At 65.9% G+C, this 21,859-nt stretch carries 24 protein-coding genes and 1 pseudogene; 7 read left to right on the forward strand and 18 right to left on the reverse strand.

All coding sequences use genetic code 11. The annotated features are described in order from the left end of the window. Positions 1 to 81: 81 nt before the first annotated feature. The 4 genes from F627_RS0102715 (at position 82) to F627_RS0102730 (ending at position 3,477) form a co-directional block, all read left to right on the forward strand. Positions 82 to 1,401, forward strand: coding sequence for a rhodanese-like domain-containing protein (locus F627_RS0102715; RefSeq protein ID WP_019583203.1), 1,320 nt, complete (start codon positions 82 to 84; stop codon positions 1,399 to 1,401). Positions 1,402 to 1,771: 370 nt separating this feature from the next. Further along, positions 1,772 to 2,383: a TetR/AcrR family transcriptional regulator gene (locus F627_RS0102720; protein ID WP_019583204.1), complete on the forward strand. Its 612-nt coding sequence runs from the start codon at positions 1,772 to 1,774 to the stop codon at positions 2,381 to 2,383. Positions 2,384 to 2,412: 29 nt separating this feature from the next. Beyond that, positions 2,413 to 2,904: a DsrE family protein gene (locus F627_RS0102725; RefSeq protein WP_019583205.1), complete on the forward strand. Its 492-nt coding sequence runs from the start codon at positions 2,413 to 2,415 to the stop codon at positions 2,902 to 2,904. A 72-nt stretch (positions 2,905 to 2,976) separates the two neighbouring features. Next, positions 2,977 to 3,477, forward strand: a complete 501-nt coding sequence (locus tag F627_RS0102730) for a DsrE family protein (RefSeq protein WP_026329802.1) — start codon at positions 2,977 to 2,979, stop codon at positions 3,475 to 3,477. Between the two features lie 83 nt (positions 3,478 to 3,560). On the opposite strand, the gene F627_RS0102735 is transcribed toward F627_RS0102730, so the two are convergent. The 5 genes from F627_RS0102735 to F627_RS0102755 all read right to left on the reverse strand — a co-directional run bounded on the left by F627_RS0102735 (position 3,561) and on the right by F627_RS0102755 (position 6,712). Then, positions 3,561 to 4,328, reverse strand: a complete 768-nt coding sequence (locus tag F627_RS0102735; RefSeq protein ID WP_018866517.1) for an ABC transporter permease — start codon at positions 4,326 to 4,328, stop codon at positions 3,561 to 3,563. Continuing rightward, positions 4,325 to 5,293 (reverse strand): daunorubicin resistance protein DrrA family ABC transporter ATP-binding protein, encoded by a 969-nt coding sequence (locus tag F627_RS0102740; RefSeq protein WP_019583206.1) that lies wholly within the window; start codon positions 5,291 to 5,293, stop codon positions 4,325 to 4,327. The genes F627_RS0102735 and F627_RS0102740 overlap by 4 nt, the downstream gene beginning before the upstream one ends. A 95-nt stretch (positions 5,294 to 5,388) precedes the next feature. Further along, positions 5,389 to 5,799 (reverse strand): large-conductance mechanosensitive channel protein MscL, encoded by a 411-nt coding sequence (gene mscL, locus F627_RS0102745; RefSeq protein WP_018880792.1) that lies wholly within the window; start codon positions 5,797 to 5,799, stop codon positions 5,389 to 5,391. A gap of 80 nt (positions 5,800 to 5,879) precedes the next feature. Beyond that, positions 5,880 to 6,227 (reverse strand): antibiotic biosynthesis monooxygenase, encoded by a 348-nt coding sequence (locus F627_RS0102750; protein ID WP_019583207.1) that lies wholly within the window; start codon positions 6,225 to 6,227, stop codon positions 5,880 to 5,882. A gap of 119 nt (positions 6,228 to 6,346) precedes the next feature. Next, positions 6,347 to 6,712: a rhodanese-like domain-containing protein gene (locus tag F627_RS0102755; RefSeq protein ID WP_019558316.1), complete on the reverse strand. Its 366-nt coding sequence runs from the start codon at positions 6,710 to 6,712 to the stop codon at positions 6,347 to 6,349. A 177-nt stretch (positions 6,713 to 6,889) separates the two neighbouring features. Between F627_RS0102755 and F627_RS0102760 the strand changes: the two genes are divergently transcribed. After that, positions 6,890 to 8,221 (forward strand): ethylbenzene dehydrogenase-related protein, encoded by a 1,332-nt coding sequence (locus F627_RS0102760; RefSeq protein WP_019583208.1) that lies wholly within the window; start codon positions 6,890 to 6,892, stop codon positions 8,219 to 8,221. A 287-nt stretch (positions 8,222 to 8,508) separates the two neighbouring features. On the opposite strand, the gene F627_RS0102765 is transcribed toward F627_RS0102760, so the two are convergent. The 4 genes from F627_RS0102765 to F627_RS0102780 all read right to left on the reverse strand — a co-directional run bounded on the left by F627_RS0102765 (position 8,509) and on the right by F627_RS0102780 (position 11,863). Continuing rightward, the gene (locus F627_RS0102765; protein WP_019583209.1) at positions 8,509 to 8,811 is read right to left on the reverse strand and encodes a DUF3817 domain-containing protein; all 303 of its coding nucleotides are present in this window, start codon (positions 8,809 to 8,811) and stop codon (positions 8,509 to 8,511) included. An 87-nt stretch (positions 8,812 to 8,898) separates the two neighbouring features. Next, the gene (locus F627_RS0102770) at positions 8,899 to 9,177 is read right to left on the reverse strand and encodes a hypothetical protein (protein WP_019583210.1); all 279 of its coding nucleotides are present in this window, start codon (positions 9,175 to 9,177) and stop codon (positions 8,899 to 8,901) included. Positions 9,178 to 9,288: 111 nt separating this feature from the next. Continuing rightward, positions 9,289 to 10,923, reverse strand: coding sequence for a methyl-accepting chemotaxis protein (locus F627_RS0102775; protein ID WP_019583211.1), 1,635 nt, complete (start codon positions 10,921 to 10,923; stop codon positions 9,289 to 9,291). A gap of 313 nt (positions 10,924 to 11,236) precedes the next feature. After that, the gene (locus F627_RS0102780; protein WP_018876206.1) at positions 11,237 to 11,863 is read right to left on the reverse strand and encodes a hypothetical protein; all 627 of its coding nucleotides are present in this window, start codon (positions 11,861 to 11,863) and stop codon (positions 11,237 to 11,239) included. A 275-nt stretch (positions 11,864 to 12,138) separates the two neighbouring features. On the opposite strand from F627_RS0102780, the gene F627_RS0102785 reads away from it, so the two are divergent. Then, positions 12,139 to 12,561 carry a rhodanese-like domain-containing protein gene (locus tag F627_RS0102785; RefSeq protein ID WP_018866527.1) on the forward strand — a complete coding sequence of 141 codons (423 nt, stop codon included), beginning with the start codon at positions 12,139 to 12,141 and terminating at the stop codon, positions 12,559 to 12,561. Positions 12,562 to 12,695: 134 nt separating this feature from the next. Here the strand turns inward: F627_RS0102785 and F627_RS0102790 are convergent, their stop codons facing one another. Next, positions 12,696 to 13,175: a cupin domain-containing protein gene (locus F627_RS0102790; protein WP_018876208.1), complete on the reverse strand. Its 480-nt coding sequence runs from the start codon at positions 13,173 to 13,175 to the stop codon at positions 12,696 to 12,698. Between the two features lie 607 nt (positions 13,176 to 13,782). Then, positions 13,783 to 14,364 carry an OsmC family protein gene (locus F627_RS0102795; RefSeq protein ID WP_019583212.1) on the reverse strand — a complete coding sequence of 194 codons (582 nt, stop codon included), beginning with the start codon at positions 14,362 to 14,364 and terminating at the stop codon, positions 13,783 to 13,785. Between the two features lie 134 nt (positions 14,365 to 14,498). Between F627_RS0102795 and F627_RS0102800 the strand changes: the two genes are divergently transcribed. Then, positions 14,499 to 15,554, forward strand: a complete 1,056-nt coding sequence (locus F627_RS0102800; protein WP_019583213.1) for a GlxA family transcriptional regulator — start codon at positions 14,499 to 14,501, stop codon at positions 15,552 to 15,554. 228 nt (positions 15,555 to 15,782) lie between these two features. Here the strand turns inward: F627_RS0102800 and F627_RS15520 are convergent. From F627_RS15520 to F627_RS0102825, 7 genes and pseudogenes are all read right to left on the reverse strand, one after another. Further along, positions 15,783 to 16,277 (reverse strand): annotated as a pseudogene (locus F627_RS15520) (SEL1-like repeat protein); the annotation flags it as partial. A gap of 443 nt (positions 16,278 to 16,720) precedes the next feature. Then, the gene (locus tag F627_RS16845; protein WP_155987088.1) at positions 16,721 to 17,404 is read right to left on the reverse strand and encodes a DUF5677 domain-containing protein; all 684 of its coding nucleotides are present in this window, start codon (positions 17,402 to 17,404) and stop codon (positions 16,721 to 16,723) included. 93 nt (positions 17,405 to 17,497) lie between these two features. Continuing rightward, positions 17,498 to 18,235, reverse strand: coding sequence for a hypothetical protein (locus F627_RS16850; protein WP_155987089.1), 738 nt, complete (start codon positions 18,233 to 18,235; stop codon positions 17,498 to 17,500). A 310-nt stretch (positions 18,236 to 18,545) separates the two neighbouring features. Continuing rightward, complete coding sequence (modC, locus tag F627_RS0102810) at positions 18,546 to 19,652, reverse strand: molybdenum ABC transporter ATP-binding protein (protein ID WP_019583215.1); 1,107 nt, start codon at positions 19,650 to 19,652, stop codon at positions 18,546 to 18,548. Continuing rightward, positions 19,649 to 20,341 carry a molybdate ABC transporter permease subunit gene (modB, locus tag F627_RS0102815; RefSeq protein WP_018876220.1) on the reverse strand — a complete coding sequence of 231 codons (693 nt, stop codon included), beginning with the start codon at positions 20,339 to 20,341 and terminating at the stop codon, positions 19,649 to 19,651. Before modB ends, modC begins: the two co-directional genes overlap by 4 nt. 6 nt (positions 20,342 to 20,347) lie before the next feature. Continuing rightward, the gene (gene modA / locus F627_RS0102820) at positions 20,348 to 21,148 is read right to left on the reverse strand and encodes a molybdate ABC transporter substrate-binding protein (protein ID WP_019583216.1); all 801 of its coding nucleotides are present in this window, start codon (positions 21,146 to 21,148) and stop codon (positions 20,348 to 20,350) included. A gap of 188 nt (positions 21,149 to 21,336) precedes the next feature. Beyond that, the gene (locus F627_RS0102825; RefSeq protein ID WP_019583217.1) at positions 21,337 to 21,723 is read right to left on the reverse strand and encodes a winged helix-turn-helix domain-containing protein; all 387 of its coding nucleotides are present in this window, start codon (positions 21,721 to 21,723) and stop codon (positions 21,337 to 21,339) included. Between the last annotated feature and the right edge of the window lie 136 nt (positions 21,724 to 21,859).

Here is a 21,859-nt window from a genome sequence, read left to right on the forward strand (position 1 = left end):
GAGGGGGCTCAAGCACCGCGCCTGGCTGCCGCCGCCGCGGAGGGCTATGGTGAAGGGATGGATACGAACCGGAGAATCACCATGCGAGCGATCTGGCTGGGACTGGCCCTTGTCGCGGTGGGCAGCAGTGCCGCGCAGGCCGATGTGTTGACGGGCGACACGCTGCTGGAGGCGGCGAACGCGGAGATCACCAACATCGACCAGGAGGGCCTGCAGGACCTGATCGCCAGCGAGCCCGACCACGTGGTGATTGATGTGCGCACGCGTACCGAGATTGATCACACCGGCGGGCAGATCCGCTCCAGCGAGACGCTGAATATCCCGCGCGGCTGGATCGAGTTCGAGGTGCCGGGCGAGATCCCGGACAAGGACACGCCGATCGTCGTCTACTGCGGCCAGAACCTGCGCAGTGTGGCCGCCGCGCAGACCCTGCAGCAGATGGGCTACACCAATGTGTACAACTACCCCGGCGGTTTCTTCGAGTGGAAAGACGCCGGGCTGCCGCTGTATGTGCTGGACAAGGCCCGCGACTCGTTCCTCTACGACCGCCCGCAGGAGGTGACCGACGGCGTTTGGTCCGCGATCGGCGCGACCCAGCCCTCCACCTACGAGAACTCCGGCCACAACAACAACCTGTCGTTCATCATCACCGACGACGGCGTGGTGGTGATGAACGCCGGCGACAACTACCTGCTGGCCAAGTCGCTGCATCAGGAGATCAAGAAGCTTACCGATCAACCGGTGAAATACGTGGTGCTGGAGAATGCCCAGGGCCACGCGATGCTGGGCATGACCTACTGGCAGGAGCAGGGCGCCACGGTGATCGCGCACAACGATGCCTGGCGCGAGATCGAGGCCAATGGTCAGGCGAGCCTGGAAGCGGCCGCCACCCGCACCCGCGACAAGGCGTTCATGACCGAGCTGGGCACGCCGGACGTCACCTTCGCCACCCGCCTGGACCTGGAGATGGGCGGTGAAACCATTCAGATCCTCTACCTCGGGCCGGGCCACGCGCCGGGCGATATCGCCCTCTGGGCGCCGGAGCGCAAGGTCCTGATCACCGGGGACCTGGCGTTCCATCAGCGCATGCTGCCGATCTTCGAATACACCGATACCGCCGGCTGGATCGAGACCTGGCACGAACTGGAGGCCCTGGAGGCCGAGTACATCATCCCCGGCCACGGCGACCCGGTGAACGATTTCGAGGTGCTCCGCCGCTACACCCACGATTATCTCGTGTACCTGCGCGAGGAGGTCCAGCGCATCCTCGACGAGGGCGGCACGCTGAACGATGCCTACAACATCGACCAGACCGCCTACCGCCACCTGGACACCTACGGCGAGCTGCATCGCCAGAACGCCGGCCGCGTGTTCCGCGCCATGGAGTTCGAGGACTTCTGAATCCCAATGCGGAGCGTCCGGGTCCCTCGCCTGTGGGAAGCCAGCCCCTGCCGGCAGGGCGTGGGTAAGGCCTCAATCGCCGAGAGGGCTCGGCTCCTACTGGTCTGGAGTCAGCATTTGCAGGAGGCCAGCCCCCTGGCCGATGGGGCGCTTGCAAAACCGCAATCGGCCGGAAACCCGGGCTCTTTTAAGGGCGAGGGTGTACGTGGATCAGCATTTCCCTGGGAAGTACAGCGCGGGAAGTACACCGCGTACGTGAAGGTCGGTTGTGCGGAGAATGGGTCCTGGCGAGAAGGCAGTGCCGGGTCGCATGTGGCATTTCCCATATCTTCGCGCTAAATTAGAACGAACGTTCGGTTCGGTATTCGCGATGACAGAGAACCCGAAGCAATCCGTGCGCGGCGCCGCGCTGCGCAAACTGGTACTGGATACCGCGCTCGAGCGGTTCAGTCAGGATGGCTATTTCAATACCTCCATCCATGACATCCGGCGTCAGGCCGGTGTCTCCATCGGCTCGATCTATCACCACTTCGGCAACAAGGAGGCGCTGGCCAAGGCGCTGTACGACGAGCTGCTGCAACGCATGGATGCGGGCCTGGCCGAGGTGATGGAGCGCGAGAGCGGTTGCCGCGCGCGCTGCGACGGGATCATCGCGTTTATGTTCCGGGCCGCCACCGAGGCCCCGCAGACGATGCGTTTCGTGCTCGAGGCGCGGCACCGCGAGTTTCTCCCGGACGAGCCGCCGGTGTGCTCCTCGCAGCCGTTCCAGCGCATGCGCGAGTGCATCGAACAGGGCATCGCCGCCGGCGAGGTCCGGCCCATGGAGATCCCGGTGGCGGCCACCGCCGCGTTCGGTGGCGCCATCCGCCTGCTGCACCTGTACCTCGACGGCGTGCTCGAGAAACCCCTGGCGCACTACCTGCCCGAGACCCAGGAGGCCGCCTGGCGCGCCATCGCGATGCCCTCGGCTAACTGCCCGTAACCCGTTTTTCTACCGAAGGAGAATCCCCGATGAAGATCATTGCATCCCTGTTCCTGCTGCTGACCCTGTCGCTGACCACCCTGAGCGTCCAGGCCGAAACCCCCACCGACGCCCGCGCCCTGGACGGCGTCGAGCAGGGCCGCGTCGTGTTCGACCTGAACAACAACGACCCGGAGCTGCTCGCGCTGTATCTGATGGTGATCCGCGAGACCTTTGAAGACCTGACCGATCAGGGCGTGGACCCGGACATGATCCTCGCCTTTCGCGGGCGGGCCGTGACCATGGTCTCCGAGGATCGCGAGCGCTTCGAGCTGACCGACTTCGACCACCTGGACGCGATCGAGGAGCACGTGGCGGCACTGAAGGAGAAGGGCGTGCGCATGGAATCCTGCGCCGTGGCCACCCGCCTGTTCGGCGTCGAGCACGGCGAGCTGCTGCCCGGCATCGAGCCGGTGCGCAACACCTTCGTGTCCCTGACCGGTTACCAGGCCCAGGGCTACGCGGTCATCCCGATCTATTGAGCCTGAAGGGTTCGGGTATCGAGCCCGGGGACGCAACACCCGGGCCTTCACCATAAAAGGAGGAGAACCACCATGCGAAATCGAATGCTGATCCTGTTGCTGGCCCTGCTGTTGCCGTTTGGCCTGGCCTCCACGGCGAGCGCCGAGGGCCTGGACAATCGCGAGGCGACCCAGGGCATCGAGACGATGCGCGCGGTCTACGACATGCGCAAGTCCGACCCCAACGTGATGCTGGCCTACCTGCGCGGCATCGCCACCAACCACGAGAACCTGCTCAAGGAGGGCGTGGAGCCCGATCTGCGCATGGTCTTTATCGCCGAGGCGGTCAAGTTCATCAACACCGACCCCGAGCCCGAGGTCGCGATCGATCACGCCGACACCCTGGAGGCGATCGCGAAGGCGGTGGACCGCCTGGACGAGCTGGGCGTGAAGATGGAGGTCTGCGCCGCCGCGACGCGGGCCTATGGTGTGGACAACGACACCATCCTGGATCCGATCCAGCCGGTACGCAGCGGCTTCATCGCGGTCATGGGCTATCAGAACCAGGGCTACGCGCTGGTGCCGGTTTACTGATCCCGTAACCCCCCTCACACGGGGCCTGCCGGGCCGTCGCGGGAAGCGGCGGCCCTTTTTTGGTCAGCCGACGGGTGCCACGTTCAGCCGCGCGCCAGTCGCCGGTTGAGCGCATAGACCGACAGCGGCGCGAACACCCCGGCAATGCCCAGGGCCCAGGCCAGCGACCACAGGGCCGGCTGCAGGGCCGGGCCGTCGGCGTTCATCAGGGCGCGGGCGGCCTCCGCCAGCAGCGAGACGGGGTTGGCCTGTACGAAGCCCTGCAGCCAGGTCGGCATCGTGTCCACGGGCACGAACGCGGAGCTGACGAAGGTGACCGGGAACAGCGCGGTAAAGCCAAACAGCTGCACATGCTCCGGGTCGCGCGCGATCACGCCGACCAGCACCATCACCCAGGAAAAGGCCACCGCGAAGCTCAGCACCAGCGCGACCATCGCCAGCAGGTGCGCCCACGAAGTCTCCAGGCGGAAGCCGAGCAGGAACCCGACGATCAGCAACAGGGCAATACACAGCAGTTGCTTGACCACGTCCGCCAGGATGCGTCCAGCCAGCGGCGCCCAGCGCGGGATGGGCAGGGCGCGAAAGCGATCGAACACACCGCGGGTCAGGTCGGTGTTCAGGCCGTGGCCGACGTACACGGTCACAAACAGCATGTTCATCACGATCACCCCGGGCAGCACGAACGCCAGATAGTTCTCGGGCGAACCGGCAATGGCCCCGCCGAACACGAACAGGAACAGCACCAGGAACAGAATCGGCTGGATCGAGTAGTCGCCCAGTTCCCAGGGGTTGCGGCGTACCTGCACCAGGCTGCGCCAGGCCAGCGCCAGGGTCTGGTCAATGGCGTTCATGCCGCGTCCTCCCCGGCGCCCGGTTCCGCGTGGCCGGCGCCACTGCGCCCGGTCAGGGACAGGAACACATCATCCAGGCTGGCGCCGCGTAGCCCCAGGTCGACCACCTCGATCCCGGCGTCGTCCAGGCGCCGCAACACGGCGGGAAGCAGCCCGGCATCCTGCACCGGCGCGCTGATTTGCGCCCCCTCGACCTGGGCCGGGCGTCCCGCGAGCCCGGTGACGATCCCGGCTGCGCGGTCGCTGGTCGCCGGGTCCGCCACTGTCACGTAGAGGCTGCGCGCCCCGACCCGGGCCTTCAGTTCGGCGGCCGTGCCCTCGGCGATCACGCGGCCCTGGTCCAGCACCACGATGGAGTCGGCCAGGGCGTCGGCCTCTTCCAGGTACTGGGTGGTCAGCAGGACGGTGGTACCCGCCGCCTGCAACTGGCGCACCCGTTCCCACAGGTCGCGGCGGGCGCGCGGGTCGAGGCCGGTGGACGGCTCGTCCAGGAACAGGATGCGCGGCCGTCCGACCAGGCTGGCGGCCAGGTCCAGGCGTCGGCGCATACCCCCGGAGTAGGTCTGCGCGGGGCGTCGCCCGGCCTCCTGCAGCGAGAAGTCCGCGAGCAGCGCGTCCGCACGGGCCCGGGCATCGGCGCGCTTGAGGCCCAGCAGGCGGGCGATCAGGATCAGGTTCTCGCGGCCGGTCAGCTTTTCGTCCACCGAGGCGTACTGGCCGGTCAGGCCGATAATCTCGCGAACCCGCGCGGCCTCGCGGGCCACATCGAACCCGCCCACGCGGGCCGTGCCGGCGGTGGGCGCGAGCAGGGTGGCCAGCATGCGGACCACGGTGGTCTTGCCGGCGCCGTTCGGCCCCAGCAGGCCCAGGACCTGTCCGGTTGGTACCCGCAGATCGACGCCGTCCACGGCCCGCGTGGCGGCGAAGTCCCGTACCAGTCCCTGTACCTCGATGGCGTTGTCCAAACCTGTCTCCTGATCGGCTCTCCACGCTCGGACGCGGGCGGGGCGACCGGGTTCCGCCGGACAGCCCCGGGGGGTTGGCACCCCAGATTTTCCCCTTAGCCGTCCTGGCGCGCCTTCAGCAGGTCCCGGATCTCGGCCAGCAGCTTCTCCTCGTTACTGGGGGCCGGGGGTTCCGCGGGCCGGGCCTCCTCCTTGTGCTGGAGGCGCGCGATCATCTTGATGGCGGCGAATACCACGGCCGCAATGATCAGGAAGTCCACCACGCGCTTGATGAACACTCCGTAATTGATGGTGACCGCCGCCACGCCATTCTCGGCCTCGCGCAGCACGATCACCAGATCGGAGAAGTCGACCCCGCCGATCAGCAGGCCGATCGGCGGCATCACCACATCCGATACCAGCGACGACACGATCTGGCCGAACGCCAGCCCGATGATCACGCCCACGGCCATATCCACCACGTTGCCGCGCGCCACAAACTGCCTGAATTCGCTCACGATGCCCATGCCCTATCTCCCGTCAGTGGGTAACCCTGAAGCTATAGTCCAGCACGGGGGTAGTTGCGCGACGGGCAGGGCGGAGAGCGTCAGTTTCCGTGTGCGCGGCGCGAGTCGCGCGGGGCCTGGTCGCGCTCGTGCATGCCGTAGTCGCGCACGACTTCGGCCACGCGCAGGCGGTAGTCGGCGAAGATGCCGGCGCGCCCGGCCGCCTGCACCTGACGGTGTTCCTCGAGGTTGCGCCATTCCCGCACCGCGGCCTCGTCCCGCCAGAAGGACAGCGACAGCACCTTGCCGGCCGTGCTGAGGCTTTCGAAACGTTCGATGGAGATGAATCCGTCGACGTCCTTCAGGTGTTCGCGCAGGCTCGCGGCCGCATCCAGGTAGTCCTGCTTGCGTTCGGAATGGGGCTCGACTTCAAAGATCACGGCAATCATGGCGGTTTCGCTATCAGAAAGACGAGGGCCGATTTAACCATGCGCGCAGGCGCAAGGTGGAAGCTGCGCCCGCCCGCGGAGGCTCGGGCGCACGGCCTGTCATCGATCAGGGGGCTTTCTCATTTTTCCGTGGTGTCATCCGGGTCCTGATAGGCGCGCAGTCCGCCCGCGATGGACTGGACATTGGTATAGCCCATATCCACCAGCTGGGCCGCCGCCAGTGCCCCGCGGTTGCCACCATTGCAGAAGCAGACCAGGGGCGCGCCCTTGTCAGGCACCACCCCCTCGATCTGGCGGGTGATGGAATCCAGCGCAACGTTGCGGGCGTTCGGAAGGCTGCCCTTCTGGTACTCCTCCGGTTCGCGCACATCAATGGCGATGGCACCGGATGCCAGGTGGTCGTCTACCTGTTTCGGTTCAATTTCATCGATGCGCTCGCGCGCGGCCTGTGCGCGTCGGAGAAACGCTTCGTCGTGGTGATCCATCCAGGTCTCCTTCGTTGAGGGTTTGTTGAGGGTGTGCGGCTCCTGCCGGGTGCGGGTGCCAGCGTTGCACGGCCTCTGGCCGTGATCTCTGTCGGGACACCCGGCAGGAACTGGCTAATTCCCTTGTGGTCGTAGGGAGTTCAAAATATCTTCAAAGCCATATATAGGGAGAGCCACATGAAGAAAACGCTGATGGCCCTTGCGGTCGCCGCCGCCTGCCCGGCTCTGGCACTGGCCGAACCCCGTGTCGTGGACACCGATCGTAATGTCTTTATTCCCGCCGAAGAGGATGCCCGCGCGGTTCTGCGGGTCGCCGCGGTCTATAACGACGAAGACTTCCGCATCCATTACGAGTACGAGACCGATACGCCCAGCTGGTATCACCAGGTCTGGCGCTACGAGGATGGCGAGTGGGTGCGCTACGGATCCGGCGGCCCGGGGCCGGACGAGCACGGCCTGTACGAGGACCGGATCTCCATGATGCTGGACGACGGCAAGGTGGAGGGTTTCGACCGCATGGGCGGATGGATGACCGCGCACGACGGTATGCGCAGCCTGACCTCCGAGGTGGACGCGGATGCCGTTCGCGAGCATCCCAAGCTGGGCGGCGACCTCGGGCGCAGCGACGTGCGCAAGTACCTCCCGCAGACCCGCGTCACGGAGGATCCGGAAGAGGTCTCCTGGGATCAGGTCATCGATGACGAGGCCCTGGAACAGTTGCAGTCCGACGGTGTGTTCCTCGACCTGTGGCAGTGGCGCTCCCACCGCAGCCACCCGATGGGCTACGCGGACAACAACTACGTGCTGCACTACCGCCTGTCGTCCGAGGGCACCAGCATGTTCACGACCAACTGGGATGACGACGCCGATCAGCCTGCCTGGATGTTCGATCCGGAGCAGCTCGGAGCCCCCGCCCTGGAGTGGGAGGCCCTGATCGCCCGCGAGTACGGCCAGGACGACGCCTATTACATCCACGAGGGCAACGCAATCGCCTTCGATCCGGACCACGACTGGCAGGAAGGCGACGTGATCCCGCAGCGGTTCCTGCAAGAGCCGAGCGGCAGCCGCGGTGCGATCCGTGCCGATGGTGGCTACGAAGACGGCGCCTGGCGGATTGCACTCACCCGCACGCTGGAGGCCCCCAACGCCCGGGACAGCAAGACCCTGGAACATGGCGCGTCCTACAACGTCGCCTTCGCGGTTCACAGTGCCGCGGGCGCGCGCTGGCACCTGGTCTCGCTGCCGATGACCCTGGGGCTGGAAGACGGGGAGGCCGACATCGTCGCCCGCCGCGTCGATGGGGATCTGGACGAAGCCGACCTGGAATGGACCGAGGTGGAGGTGTTCTACCCGGGTCAGATCACCTATCAGTTCCTGCACAGCGACGACCACCCGGGCGGCACGCTGGTGCGCGAGGGCGAGCAGGGCGTGCGTGATCAGCACGATCTAGACACCCTGCCGGGCTTCATAGTCGACATGGAGCAGCAGCTCCTGCGCGACGCAGACTGAGCCGGCGCGGGTCGGCACCACGCGCGCTCAGGCCCGGACTCGTCTGGTGTCGACACTCTCGGCCGTGGAAGGGGTGCGCCCGACGCCCTTGCGCCACCAGACGTGCAGGGCAAGGCACAAAGCCTGACGTCGGGTCTCCTGCGCTCCGTCGTCCCGGACGCCGCGCAGCGGTGATCCGGGGTCTCCGCCGGTGGGGCGGGCGCGGTCGGTGGCAAGGGCGGCGTTGGCGCTCCCGGCTCTGCGCTTCGCTGAGGCCGGGATGACGCCGTGTGGGGCTGTGCCGCGCGTCAGGCCGTCTCGGCGTTGCCGGTGGGGGCGGTTTCGCGGCGGATCAGGTAGTCCACGTAGAGGAAGCCGAAGGGCACCACGCCGAGGAACAGCACCAGCAGCCATTTCCAAACCGGCCAGCCGCTCAGGTGGCTGGCCATCACCGACGCCGCGCCGTAGACGATGAACAGGATGCCGTGGACCCAGCCGACATAGGTGACGGCCAGGGGCATGTCCGCGTAGGTGCGCAGCGGCATCGCGATAAACAGCAGGGTAATGAGCGACAAACCCTCGAGGACGCTGATCAGGCGGAAGAATTTCATGGGCGGGACCGGTGGGTCGGGAAACGCGGCGGAGGGTAGCACGAAGCGCGACGGGCGCCACGAAATGGACCCGGCAGTGTGGGCGGGTTAATTCTTGCCCTGGTTGCGCGCGGATTGGGCGTAGTCCTTGGCCCGGGCGCGGATCTCCTCGAAGAACAGCGCTTCCCAGCGGGTGTTGCGCTCGTCCGGGGATAGCGAGCCGTCGGCCTGCTCGTCTTTCAGACGGGCATCGGCCGCCGCCTCCGCATCGTCCAGGATCTGGCGAAAGACCTCCCTGGCAGCGGCCGCCCTGGGGTCGACCCCGTTGCGCTTGAGCACATCGGCCAGCAGCGTGCCGCCTTTTTTCCATTTCGACCAGAGTCTCATGCGACCTCCCGGGAAAACGCCGCACGACTATACCGTCGCGATCGTTGTGCCCGGAAGCCGGGTCCGGTGGCCGCCGTGGCGCGGGCCGCGCCTGGGTCGCCTGCGTGGGGATCAGGCGATGCGGTAGGCGGAGGCCAGGTCGCGTACCCGCGAGGCGATATCCGCGACCTCCTGGCTGGCGGTCGCGGTCTGGCGCGAGCCATTGGCGGTGTCGCCGGTGATGTCGTTGATCGCGTAGATGTTGCGGTTGATCTCCTCGGCCACGGCGTTCTGTTCTTCCGCGGCGCTCGCGATCTGCGTGGTCATGTCGCTGATCCGGCCGATGGCCTGGACGATGGATTCCAGCGCCTGGCCGGCGCGCTCGGCATCGTTGCTGGTGGCCTCCGCCATCTCGCGTCCGCGACCCATGGCGGTGACCGCATTGCGGGTGCCCGCCTGCAGGGCCTCGATCATCGCCTGGATGTCGGCGGTGGAGTCCTGGGTGCGCGAGGCGAGGGTGCGGACCTCGTCGGCGACCACCGCAAAGCCGCGGCCCTGTTCGCCCGCGCGGGCGGCCTCGATCGCCGCGTTCAGGGCCAGCAGGTTGGTCTGCTCCGCGATCCCGCGGATCACGTCCAGCACCGAGCCGATCTGCTGACCTTTCTCGTCCAGGTTGCGCACGGTTTCTTCGATGGTGGCGACCTCGCCGGACAGGCGGCCGATGTCGCTGACGACGGTACGCACGACCTCGCCGCCCGCGCGCGACTCCTGGTCGGCTTCCTGGCTGGAGGAGGCGGCATCGGAGGCGTTGCGCGCGACCTCCTGAACCGTCGCCGCCATCTCGTTCATCGCGGTCGAGACCTGCTCGGTCTGCGAACGCTGCTGGTCAATGTTGCCGTCGGTCTGCGCGCTGACCGCGGACAACTGCTCGGCGGCCGAGGCCATCTGGTCGGTCAGGGTGCGCAGCTCGCGGATGGAGTCCTGGAACTGGTCGAGCATGCTGTTCAGGGCGGTCGCGGTCGCGCCGATCTCGTCGTCCGCACCGACATTCACCCGGCGCGACAGGTCATGGTCGCCAGCAATCCCCTCCAGCGTCTGGCGCATGTGCGCGATCGGGAGCGCTACCGAGCGATAGGTCCACACCCCGGTAATCACGACCCCGATCAGGACCAGCAGCATCAGGGCGCCGCTGCGCACCAGCACCTGGGTGTAGAACTCCGATACCCGTTCGGCCTCCGCGCCGGCCACGTCGATCTGCAGGTCGACCAGCTCGGTGATCTGGTCGCTGATCGGGTCGATGCTGTCGTACAGCGGGCCGTTGAAGGCATCGAGCTCGCCCTGCACATCGCCCGACATCCCGCCCAGCGCCGCCTCCAGACGATCCAGGTCCGCGTTCGCCGCGCGGAACAGGGAGCGGGCGCCATCGGCGAGTTCCTGTTCCCGGGGCGTCAGCGTCGTGGCCAGGTAGGCCTCCCAGATTGTGGCGATCTCCGTGCGCGCCTCGCGCACGTCGGCCAGGGCCTCTTCCGCGGTCATGCGCCCGGCATCGGCCTTGTTCACGGCATCGATAACCAGCACCGCGTAGTTGTCCGCGATGGTCTTCAGTTGCTGCAGGGGCACGACCCGGTCGTGGTAGATGTTCTGCACGCCTTCTTCGATATTGGCCGTGCCGCGGGCGGCCAGGGCCGTCAGCAGCAGGAGTGCGGCCACGGGCACCACGATGGTGATGACCAGCTTGGATCGAACGGAGAGCGAGCGGAGGTTCATGGGCGGGTCCTTGTATGGCCTGGAAGGGGTAAGCCCGAGGTACCGGGCCGGGGGAATGCCGATCCATGCAGGCGTCCGTGCCCCGGGTATTCCGGGGGCGGGCGTCGTGCGCGGACGGCTGCGGTGTTACCGGCAGGTGCCGCGCCTTGTTCGCGCGCATGGCAGCGGACGCCACCGGCGGCGGCATTACCCTGATGACAGATGAAACGGCCCCGCGCGCCAAACCTTGAGCCACATCAACCGCGCCGAGGGTCGCCCAAGGTGGTGGGTCGCCGGTCGGGCCGGTACCCGCGGTCCTGGCCCGGCCGCCATCTCATTCCGGGTCGCGCCCGCTGGTCGATGCCAGTGTCTCGCGGATCCGCCGTAGGTCGCGTACGTACTCCAGCATGGCCATCATGGCGTCGGCGAACAGGTAGGCCCCGAACAGGATCATCCCGGCCGCAAACAGCCCGGCCAGCGGCCACAGGAGGGCTGCAAGCACGGCCAGTGCCCAGCCGATTGCTTCCACCTGTTCCGCTTCAAGCCCGAACGCGGCAACGGCTGCGCCCGCGAAGGGCTCTGCGGCCGTCAGGGAGATCACCGACAGGGCCAGCGCGAACAGGGCCACGCCGGTTGCCAGCAACTCGCCCGCCAGCCGCATGCAGACGACAACGCAGGTGATGGCGGGATAGTCCCGGGTATCCAGTGCTCCCAGTGCCCGGGCGCGTCGCCACAACAACGCGACCCAAGCGACTACGGCTATCCCGAACAGGATCTGCAGCAGGATCAGGGAGACGTGCGGCCATGGGAGCTCCGGTGTCTCCTGCGCCAGCATCCAGAAGGCCAGCGAGGCCAGCAGTCCGCCGAGGCCCGTCAGGGCGGCGATGCCGCGAAGCGCCCAGCCGGCCAGGCGTTGCAGGGGAAGCGTGCCTTCGGTTCCACCGGTAGTCTCGTCGGTCAAGGGGGCCTCCATGGGGGACGATTGCCCTTGCGATAGTGCCCGAAAATCGCTTCGAGCAGGCGAGAGACCGGTGATTCGGCCGGCGCGTACAACCACGGGGCCCAATGCATGCGGCATGGACTGGTGTGTGGAGGCGCTGCAGGGCCAGCGCGCGTGCGCGTCGGGCTTCGGGCCTTTTGCAATCATGCGGTGTTTCGCGAAATCTATCGGAACTAGGGGCGCCTGCTGAAGCGAACCCCGTGCGCCCTCACAACCCCGACGCAAAAGGAGCCTGCATGGTGAACGAGACGGACGATCCAAAGCTGGAGATCAGCGTCAACGCGGCCCGCGAACTGGTGGATATTGGTCTGGCGGTGCTGCTGGATATCCGTCAGCCCTTCGAGCTGGAACTGGAGGGCGAGGTGGAAGGGGCGGTCCCGGTGCCCCTGTTCCGCCTGAAGCAGCTACTGGGTCGGGGCCTGTCGGAGGAAGAGCAGGAGCTGCTGGACGCGGACGAGCCGGACGATCGCGATTTCCAGCACTTCATCTCCCTGATTAACCGGCATCACGTCACCCAGGACCAGATCCTGCTGTGCCTGTGCAACAGCGGCCGGCGCAGCCTGCGCGCCGCCGAGCTGCTGCGGGACCTGGGGTATACCCGCTGCCTTTCGGTTCGCGAAGGCTTTCGCGAGTGGCCCCGCGACGCCGCTACCGAATAAGGCGCGTATTCGCCTGCCTACCTCGTTGACGGCAATGCGCCGAGACCCGGCGCATTGCGCAAAGGCTTGTCGTTCTGCCCGCCCGTTGGAACGAGCCCGGGGCGTCAAGCCCGAATGGCAGGGATCGGCTGCCCTCAGTGACCGTGCGTCTCGTGCGCGTCCACCGGCTCTTCGAACGCGATGAACAGGATGCAGTCCTCGTCCGAGATGCAGTGGGTGGTGTGTGCCAGGCGCGGCGGGCCATAGGCGTAGGTCCCGGGTCGAAGCACCACCGGTTCCTGGTCGTCGTAGTCCACCTGCATCTCGCCCTGGACCAGCACCATGCGCTCGGCGCTGGTGTGCCAGTGGTGGGGCGCGGTGCTGTTGCCGGGCAGCAGGAAGAACACATCGGCGTTGGGCTCGGCCGGGTCGCCCTGGAGGACAGCCAGGCGGCAGTCGTCGGGCATGAAGGCCGGGCAGGGGTTCCATTCGAGATCGGGGGCGTCCGGCGCCCAGATAAAGGCCTGGCCGTCGTCGGCCGCCAGGCTCGCCAAGGGGGCGGCCAGGGCGAGCGCGGCGGCCCATGCAGCCAGGCGGCGAAGCGTTCCCGTGGGCCGGATCGAGTGGTCGTACATGAGGCACCTCCTGGGGTCCATGGCTTGGCCGGCCGCGGGCCGGGCGTAGCCTTTTCTCCGTCATGGGCCCCGCCACAGGGATGCGTGCGCGCGGCCTTTATCCAGGATTCTGGCTTGGCCCGGTCGGGGTGGCTTCCACAATCTTGCGGCGGGGGAGCGGATGTTGCGGTTACCACGTCGCACCTTCGCTACTGCGGCAGTGGTTCCGTACGCGCGCACCGAGGGGGCCGTACCGAAGGGGTCAGACCATGCCTTTTGCCCGTCCCGTGTTGCGGGCACAAGAGCCAAGGTCTGCCCCCCCGGTTGCCCGTGGGAGCCTGCTTGCAGGCGAAGCTCCTGCCCGTGCTGGATGTAGCAGGGGCCAGAGCCTCAATGGGTTGGCATGAAGCGAAAGGCAAGGTCGGACCCGTTGATTCTGCGGATCGCGCCAGCCTCGAATAACGGTGGGGAGCGAAGATGGGTCTCACGTTCGCGCCTTCGCTATAGCGCTGGACCGTCCCTGGTCCAGCCTTGGCCTTCGCAGCAGACGGCGGCGCGTACTGCTGGCGCCGCCGTCACCCTGTAAACCGGGTCGCTTGCAAGGGGCGCGTTCACCCAGGCGCTGACGTCAGGCCGCCGACCGCCCGGCATGAGAGACCCGTTCGATCCTGACGGGGACCGGTCGGCAGACCGTGTTGCAGACCGGCGAGTGGTCCTGCGCAAACCCGAGCAGGTCGTCCAGTTCTTGCTCGCTGCAGTCCGCGTCGATCTGCATCTGGATGGCGATGTCCTGATAGCCCGCGGGGACCTCGTCATTGAGCGCCAGGAGACCTTCCAGATTGATCATTCCTTTCAGCTCAGTCGAAAGCGAACGGATACGGATACCCCGGGCGGTGGCATGCAGCACGGTCGTCGTGGTGACGCATCCCGCCAGTGCATGGAGCAGGTATTCAACCGGGTTGGCGCCCTCGTTGTTGCCGAGTAGTACCGGCGGTTCGCCGTTGGTGAATTCCCACCCGGTACTCCGTGAGGTGTCTTCGGCACCTGCGCCATAGAAGTCCTTGATGGTCGATCGGTTCTCACCTCCGCTGATCCAGGTGTTGCGGGCGCGGAACTCGAACTGCGCGAGTTCGCGGTTGTCCTGCAGGGCCTGCACGGTCGTGGTCATCTGATCCACGTTCAGGCCGTTCATCGTGTTTTGCGTGTTCATGGCTGTTCTCCGTTTGAGAAGGGACCATTGCGCGCCATCGGATGGTGACGCAGCTTTAGGCTATAACCGGGGAATCGACCGCATAAGCGGCAGACGAGCCAGAAGCGTGGCGTTCGTGCCACCGGAGGACGCAGATGAGCCGCGCGGACATGCCTGTCGAGGTGCTGATCGTTGCCGTCCCCGAAACCGCAGGTTCCGCGCTGTACGGCATGGTGGACGTGCTGTCGGCCGCCGGGAATCTCTGGCAACGCCTTCGCCATGAGCCCGTCAGCCAGGCCGGGTTTCGGGTGCGCATCGTCGCCCGCGAACGCAAGCCTTTTCTGTGCGGAAACGACATTCCGGTGCAGCCGCATTGCGCGATTCGCGACCAGCCGGAGGCGTCCATCGTGATCCTGCCCGAGCTGTGGCTGGGCCCGGATGAATCCTTCCATGGTCGGTACCCGGAACTGATGCGCTGGGTTCGGGATTGTTACGAGGGCGGGAAATCCATCTACTCGGCCTGCTCCGGAACCATCATGCTGGCGGAAACGGGCCTCTTGGCCGGGTGTGCCGCCACCTCGCACTGGGGGTATCAGGACCTGTTCCGGCGCGACTATCCGGAAGTACGATTCCTGCCCGAACCCAATCTGGTCCTGGCGGACCCATCGGGGCGGATGGTCAGTGCCGGGGGTACCACGTCCTGGCACGATCTGGCCTTGCATATCATCGCGCGCCATCTGGGCCCGGTGGAGGCCATCCGCATCGCCAAGGTGTATCTACTCAAGTGGCACGATGAAGGCCAGGGGCCTTATACCCCGCTGGTGCTGAAATCCGACCATACCGACGCCCGAATGCGGCAGTGCGAGGACTGGCTGGGCCAGCATTTTGCCGAACACTCCGCGATCCGCTTGCTCACCGAGGAATCCGGCCTGGCCGAACGCACCCTGAAGCGGCGTTTCAAGCAGGCCACCGGCGTATCCCTGGTGCATTACCTGCAGAACCTGCGTATCGAAAGGGCCAAACACCTGCTCGAGACTACGACGATGTCCATCGAGGAGATCAGCTTTGCTGTCGGATACGAGGACGTATCTTTTTGTCGGGAGCTGTTCCGGCGGCTGACGGGCACCACCCCGGGGCGTTATCGCAGGCTCTTCTTTGCCGGCACGGACCTGGATGCCCGGCAGGCCCATCCGGACAAGGCCGCGAGCTGAAGACTGGATAGGGTCAAGATGGGTGTCCCCTTCGCAGGCCGACACCGTCATCGCGAGGCGCGCAGCGCCGTGGCGATCGCTGACGGGATGCCCGGGCGCTGGCCGAGGCGGACGTCGGGGGCTGCGTTTGGAGATGGCCACGGCCCCTGCGGGGCCTCGCCATGACGGGGCGGGGGGGCGAGCTGGTCGGCCTCTGCTTGCTGCGCTTCGGCTGCCCGCGCTGGTGGTCTAGCGGGAGATCTCGGCCTTGCGCGCCTCGGCGTCGCGGCGTTGCTCCGGGGTGAGCTGCTGGTGAACGTAGTCGCGGGCCTCCGCGGCCGGTTTGTGGCCCTGATCGGCGGCGCGCGCGAACCAGACCCAGGCGCCGGGCAGGTCGGCCTCCACGCCACGGCCCTCGGCGAGCACGATGCCCATATTGTACTGGGCCGGGGCCAGCCCCTGCCGCGCCGAGGCTAGGTACCAGGCGGCCGCGGCCGACTCGTCCTGAGTCACCCCAAGCCCTCGTTCCAGGAGGACACCCAGGTTCGCCTGGGCCTGGGGATGCCCGGCTTCGGCCGCGGCGCGATACCAGTGGGCCGCCGCCGTCAGGTCTTCCTGCGTGCCGTTGCCGTCGCGGCAGAGGTTGCCCAGGCGGGCGGCGGCGTCCGGGTCTCCGGCCTCGGCGGCTTGCCGATACCAGTGGGCGGCCCCGGCCATGTCCGTTGCCACACCGTCGCCCTGTTCCCGCACCTAAGGGGTCAGGCCTTGCCTTTTGCCCCTGTCGTGGCAGGCACCTAAGGGGTCAGGCCTTGCCTTTTGCCCCTGTCGTGGCAGGGAGGCAAAAGGCAAGGTCTGACCCCTGTGCCCCCGGCTCCAGATAGACCCCGCGAATGAACTCGCCAGGGTGCGGAGGGTTGTGCATGGTCATCAATGTTGTCCTCACAGCCCACGGTAGCCGTTGAAATCGCGACGGAAGATGCGTGTCCTCTTAGCTTGCCCGTTAGTCGGCCATTTGCACCCATGAAACTGCACGTCTAAGGCTCTATCTGGGCAAGGAGAGCTCATTAACGATCGGTGTTTCAGCCGCTTCCCGAGGTCCGACCCCGTTCTGGCCTTCGATCGCGTCCGCATCACCTGCTCGTTCTTCCCGACTGTCCATCGAAGGCGAGTGTCCTCCTGGGCCGCCGTTACGCACTTTGCCGTTTTCTGCCCGAAAATTGGCCGTTTAAGCGCCTGTGGAGCCTCAGAACAGGGAGCTTGCGCATTACATTCAGCGACTTACTGAGGTCCGACCCTGTTCTATTCGACACGGTGCCGCGCTTGCGTTCGATGTGCGTCTCGGGACGATGCGCGAGAGCCCTTGCCTTTTGCCCTCCGTACCACCACAGGGGCAAAAGGCAAGGTCTGACCCCCACAAATTTGCCCCCACAAATTTTCTTCTTGTCTTGGTATTTGAACCTCCCCTGAAAACGTGCGGTAGCTTCATCGAAGTTGTCGATTTGTTCGTTCGCTTCTGCTTTCTTGAGCAGCTTCCGGTATTCCATGACGGTATAGTTGCAGAAGTCCCGTGACCTTTCGCCAGGGTTTACGCCCACCCAATGCAGATTAAGCGACCCTTCCCAGAGTTGGCGCATGACTGCAGCGGCAGACTCATGGCAAAGCTCGGGAAGAAGAAGGCTGATGGCTTTGTACGAATTAAAGGCGTAGATAAAGGATTGATTGACCACAAAACTGGGTAAGTCTTCGGGTACAACATGCTCTGTGGTCGCGATTGCATCCCGGATAATTGCGTAGTGCTCAAGGATCCTATCCAAGGGCAACGCCGTCCGAGGTTTTGGATTCCCTATAAACAGCGTTTCGTCCAAAGACATTGCCCGACTTCCCCTCTCAGTAACGCGCAGCTCAGCGGGCAATTGGAGCGCAGCGTAAATTGGTCCGCTGCAGCTGTTTGTTAGGTGTATTTATCATTGTTTGCGTTTTAGAGTTTCCGGGATGTCTTTCTTCTTGACTACCTTTAATTCCAGTAGCGCTTCGAATACGTGGCCAATCTGTTCGTTTACCTTTTCTTGCTTGCATTGCGTCGCTTTGAGGTAGGTGAGAATATTCATTGTAGACGTAAAGCAGGCCTCCGCGTTAGCGCACCGAAACGCGGCAAATTTCCAATCGACCCCCTCGGTGATGTCCGGTCTTTTACACGCGTTTTTGAGCACCAACGAAGGATGTACTGCCCAGTCTCGATATTGGATTATTTCTCCGATGCCCTTTTTGAAAGATGCCAACGTGTCTTTGCGGAGGTTATAAACTCTGCGCACCACCTCCACTATTTGCTTCGCTCGACCAGTTCTGTTCTTTCGCCAGCTTTGGACTTGGCTTTCCGGCAGATTGGCATAAGGCTTAAGTTGATCGTACAGCGCGTCTAACGCGATACCGCAGGAAACGATTACCTGCATCGAATACTCAAGCTCTGAAATCAGGAGTCGCTTTTGCCTCCCCCCGTCCGTTGACCATTCGGCCAAAAGCCTTTTATGAGATCTTTTTGCCTGCTTCAGATTGTCAGAAGCGATCCGCAACCAGATCGGCAAGACGTTATATGCGGTAGACAGGATGGCTTTGGATTCAATAGATCCGTCAGGCATTGCGGTGATCGTGAAATCGCCTTCAAGGAAGCCGCACTGCATTCCCCGAAATAGAATTACACCCATACGCTCGACTCCTTCGCGATTCTCACTCTTAGTACACTTAACAGTGATTAGATAGCGCGCACGGATACTGGTTGAAGGTGCGCGCTATATATCCCGGATGAGGCGGCGGCATGAATGGGCGTTTATTCAGCGGGTTATGGTGCATGCGCGACGATGGATCCTGGATATGTTGCGGCGTGGATAGGTTGCGGGAGGTGGTAGGTTGGGTCTGCGCCGTATTGCATGGCAGTTGGCTGGATTCTGGCACGAGCGTTGTGGGTGTGCGAGCCGGTCGGTGGATGGTCGGTTTCGCGGCGTACGCGAGCGCCGTTCAGTCGAGAAACGCTACCGACTTGACGAGGGCGTGGGCACGAACACCGGGCTGTAGACCAAGGCGATCGGTAGATAACTGCGTCAGCTCCGCCATCAACGTCTGCCCATCGTCCTGCCGGCACACGGCAAGTACGCGTGCTGGCCCATGGTGCCCAGGCGCCTCATCCAGCGACTCAATGGTGACGGGGATGATATTGAGGATGGAGACGTCCTGGGGCGGGGACAGGGCGATGGAGACGTCGCGGGCGTCGATGCGCAGGCGGGCCGGGCGGCCGGCGCCGTTGGCGGCGCCGGGGGTGGACGGTACGCGGTAGCGGGCCTCGGGCGGGCCGAACGGGTGCAGGCCGTGGGCGTCGGCCGGGCCCAGTTCGCCTTGCAGGACGGAGACGGCGCCTTCGTCGCGGAACAGGGGGGAGTCGGCGCGGGCGAGGGCGTCGCGCAGGGGTTCCAGGCGTTCGAGCTGGCCGTCGTGCATGAAGGCGACGCGGTGGGCCAGGCGTTCGACTTCTTCCGGGGCGTGGGTCACCAGCAGCGTGGGGATGCCGGTTTTGTCCGACAGGCGGGCGAGGAAGGGCATGATCTCGCGCTTGGTCTGGGTGTCCAGGGCGTTCAGGGGTTCGTCGAGCAGCAGCAGGTCGGGGCTGGTGAGCAGGGCGCGGCCGAGGGCGACGCGCTGGCGCTGGCCGCCGGAGAGCTGGTCGGCGCGGCGCTCAAGCAGGTCGTCGATGCCGAGCAGGCGGGCGACCTCGTCCAGGTGCAGGCGGCGCAGGGGCTCCGGCGTGCGCTTGTAGCCGTAGAGCAGGTTGCCGCGCACGGACAGGTGCGGGAGCAGGGTGGATTCCTGGAACACGAGGCCGACGCGGCGCCGGTGCAGCGGGACGAAGGTCTTGCCGGATTGCCACGCGGTATCGCGAAAGTGCACCTCGCCGCCGGGCGGGTGTTCCAGCCCGGCGATGATGCGCAGCAGCGTCGTCTTGCCGCAGCCGGAGCGGCCGAACAGGGCGGTTACGCCGTCCAACGGGAAGGCGGTGTCCACGTTCAGCGCGAAGCCGGGGCGTTCCAGCCGGGCCTTTATGCGCAGCGTGTCGGGCTCGGGCCGGGTCACAGGCGCACCGTGTCGAAGCGGCGGTTGATCGCGTAGACGATGAACAGCACGGCGAAGGCGAAGACCAGCAGCCCGAAGGACAGACGGTGGGCGGAGTCGAAGTCCATCGCCTCGGCGTGGTCGTAGATCAGGATGGACAGCACCTGGGTCTCGCCGGGGATCGCGCCGCCCAGCATCAGTATCACGCCGAACTCGCCGAGGGTGTGGGCGAAGGCGAGCGTGGCGGCGACGATGAAGCCGCCGCGGGTCATCGGCAGGATCACGGTCAGGAAGCGGTCGATGCGCCCGGCGCCCAGCGAGCCGGCGATCTCCACCGGGCGGCGGCCGAGGTTGGCGAAGGCCTGCTGCAGGGGCTGCACCGCGAACGGCAGGGAGTAGATCACCGAGCCGATCAGGATGCCCTGAAAGGTAAAGGCCAGGTGGTTCAGGCCCCAGCTCTCCAGCGTGCTGCCGACCGGCCCGGCCGGGCCAAGCAGGACCAGCAGGTAGAAGCCCAGCACGGTGGGCGGCAGCACCAGCGGCAGGGCGACGAGGGCCTGCACCGCGGTGCGTACGCCGGGGGAGCCGCGGCCGTTGGCCAGCCACCAGGCGATGGGCGTGGCGATCACCAGCAGGATCAGCGTGGTGTAGAGCGCGAGCTTGAGGGTGACCTCGATCGCCATCCAGTCCGTGGGGCTCAGGTCGAACATGGGTGCTTACGGGGTGGCCGTGGTGGCTTCGGCGGAGCGGTTTTCGGCGAGGTCGTCGCCGGGCATCACGAAGCCGTACCGACGCATGATCTCGCGGGCGGTGTCGGCGTTCATGTAGTCCGCGAAGCGGTGCGCGGTCTCGTTGTGTTCTCCGCGCCGAGTGATCACGAAGCCCTGGGTCAGGGGTTCGTGCAGCGCGTCGTCGATCAGGTAGTGCGGGTGCTCGGCGAGATCGGGAAATTCGGCCAGCGACAGCGCGATGATGCCGATGTCCGCGCCCCCGGCCTGCACCATGCGCGCGGTCTGGGCGATGTTGTCGCCGTTGACGATCTTGGGTTGCAGCTCCTCCCAGACGCCGGCGGCCTGCAGCGCCTCCATCGCGCGCACGCCGTAGGGGGCGTGGGTGGGCGAGGCGATGGCGACGCGGCGGATATCGTCGCGCGTCAGGTCTTCCAGCGTCATCGTGGAGGCATCCATGCGGTTGCTCCACAGCACGATGCGGCCGATGGCGTAGACCTCCGGTTCGGTGACCGCGTGACCCTCGGCGCGCAGCTTCTGCGGGTAGGCGATGTCGGCGGAGAAGAACACGTCGTACGGCGCACCGTTCATGATCTGCGTGGTCATGCGCCCGGAGGAGCCGTAGGTGACGCGTACCGCGTCGTCCGGGTGCGCCTCGCGGTAGGCGTCCAGGATCTCGTCCAGGGCAAAGCGCAGGTCCGAGGCGGCGGCGATGGTCAGCGGGCCGTTGGCGGCGGCCAGGCCGGGCAGCAGGAGGAGCAGGGTCAGGAGGAGGGCGCGCAGGTGCATGGTGGGGAGAGTTCCCTGTGGGTGCGGGTTGCGGTTGGCTCGGGTGGTTTGTCCGGCGACTGCTTCGTCGCGGTGCTCCTCGCAGTGACGGTGAGGCTGAGGATATGCGGTTCGTTATATTTCAGCTTGCATATCGACTGGCGCAATGATGCGGGGCCGGGGGAGGGCCGTCAAGGCTTGGGTGGTGGTTACGGCTTGTGGTCTTCGGCGAGGAAGTCGGCGAAGGCGTGCAGTTCGTCGCGCAGGGCCTCGCAGGCCTTGCGTTCCATGTCGCGGTAGCGCGCCAGTACGGTCTCGCCGAATTCGGTGATCTGCGCCCCGCCCCCGCCGGAGCCGCCCTTGGCGGTGGTGATCACGGGTTCGCGGAAGCTCTGGTTCATGGTCTCGACCAGGTCCCAGGCGCGGCGGTAGGACATGCCGACACTGCGCGCGGCCGCGGAGATCGAGCCCTTGTCGCGAATGGCGTCCAGCAGCATGGCCTTGCCCGGGCCCATCGCGGTGACCTCGCCCAGCAGTACGCGCAGGCGCGGGGCCTGTGTTGGGTCCTTGTGCTCGTCGGAATGCTGGGTGCTCATGCGGGGTCTGGCCTGGGGTTTACCGATGCGGCTACGGGAAGGGCGTGTGATGACGAATGATACCCGGAATGGTAGGAGGCCAGCCCTCTGGCCGATGGGGGCCGATCCGGCGTCCTATCGGCCAGGGGGCTGGCCT

Origin of the sequence: Thioalkalivibrio sp. ALE16, from assembly GCF_000381305.1 — a bacterium.
Lineage (GTDB): Bacteria > Pseudomonadota > Gammaproteobacteria > Ectothiorhodospirales > Ectothiorhodospiraceae > Thioalkalivibrio.

What these genes read in the sequence shown, in the direction of transcription:
- F627_RS16850 (WP_155987089.1), bottom strand. Translation starts at nt 18,235, where the DNA reads ATGGGTGTAATTCTATTTCGGGGAATGCAGTGCGGCTTCCTTGAAGGC.
- mscL (WP_018880792.1), bottom strand. Translation starts at nt 5,799, where the DNA reads ATGGGCATCGTGAGCGAATTCAGGCAGTTTGTGGCGCGCGGCAACGTG.
- F627_RS0102735 (WP_018866517.1), bottom strand. Translation starts at nt 4,328, where the DNA reads ATGAACGCCATTGACCAGACCCTGGCGCTGGCCTGGCGCAGCCTGGTG.
- F627_RS0102725 (WP_019583205.1), top strand. Translation starts at nt 2,413, where the DNA reads ATGAAGATCATTGCATCCCTGTTCCTGCTGCTGACCCTGTCGCTGACC.
- modB (WP_018876220.1), bottom strand. Translation starts at nt 20,341, where the DNA reads ATGTTCGACCTGAGCCCCACGGACTGGATGGCGATCGAGGTCACCCTC.
- F627_RS0102795 (WP_019583212.1), bottom strand. Translation starts at nt 14,364, where the DNA reads ATGAACACGCAAAACACGATGAACGGCCTGAACGTGGATCAGATGACC.
- modA (WP_019583216.1), bottom strand. Translation starts at nt 21,148, where the DNA reads ATGCACCTGCGCGCCCTCCTCCTGACCCTGCTCCTCCTGCTGCCCGGC.
- F627_RS0102755 (WP_019558316.1), bottom strand. Translation starts at nt 6,712, where the DNA reads ATGGATCACCACGACGAAGCGTTTCTCCGACGCGCACAGGCCGCGCGC.
- F627_RS0102770 (WP_019583210.1), bottom strand. Translation starts at nt 9,177, where the DNA reads ATGAGACTCTGGTCGAAATGGAAAAAAGGCGGCACGCTGCTGGCCGAT.
- F627_RS0102765 (WP_019583209.1), bottom strand. Translation starts at nt 8,811, where the DNA reads ATGAAATTCTTCCGCCTGATCAGCGTCCTCGAGGGTTTGTCGCTCATT.
- F627_RS0102790 (WP_018876208.1), bottom strand. Translation starts at nt 13,175, where the DNA reads ATGTACGACCACTCGATCCGGCCCACGGGAACGCTTCGCCGCCTGGCT.
- F627_RS0102715 (WP_019583203.1), top strand. Translation starts at nt 82, where the DNA reads ATGCGAGCGATCTGGCTGGGACTGGCCCTTGTCGCGGTGGGCAGCAGT.
- F627_RS0102785 (WP_018866527.1), top strand. Translation starts at nt 12,139, where the DNA reads ATGGTGAACGAGACGGACGATCCAAAGCTGGAGATCAGCGTCAACGCG.
- F627_RS0102800 (WP_019583213.1), top strand. Translation starts at nt 14,499, where the DNA reads ATGAGCCGCGCGGACATGCCTGTCGAGGTGCTGATCGTTGCCGTCCCC.
- F627_RS0102775 (WP_019583211.1), bottom strand. Translation starts at nt 10,923, where the DNA reads ATGAACCTCCGCTCGCTCTCCGTTCGATCCAAGCTGGTCATCACCATC.
- F627_RS0102825 (WP_019583217.1), bottom strand. Translation starts at nt 21,723, where the DNA reads ATGAGCACCCAGCATTCCGACGAGCACAAGGACCCAACACAGGCCCCG.
- F627_RS0102750 (WP_019583207.1), bottom strand. Translation starts at nt 6,227, where the DNA reads ATGATTGCCGTGATCTTTGAAGTCGAGCCCCATTCCGAACGCAAGCAG.
- F627_RS0102760 (WP_019583208.1), top strand. Translation starts at nt 6,890, where the DNA reads ATGAAGAAAACGCTGATGGCCCTTGCGGTCGCCGCCGCCTGCCCGGCT.
- F627_RS0102730 (WP_026329802.1), top strand. Translation starts at nt 2,977, where the DNA reads ATGCGAAATCGAATGCTGATCCTGTTGCTGGCCCTGCTGTTGCCGTTT.
- F627_RS0102720 (WP_019583204.1), top strand. Translation starts at nt 1,772, where the DNA reads ATGACAGAGAACCCGAAGCAATCCGTGCGCGGCGCCGCGCTGCGCAAA.
- F627_RS16845 (WP_155987088.1), bottom strand. Translation starts at nt 17,404, where the DNA reads ATGTCTTTGGACGAAACGCTGTTTATAGGGAATCCAAAACCTCGGACG.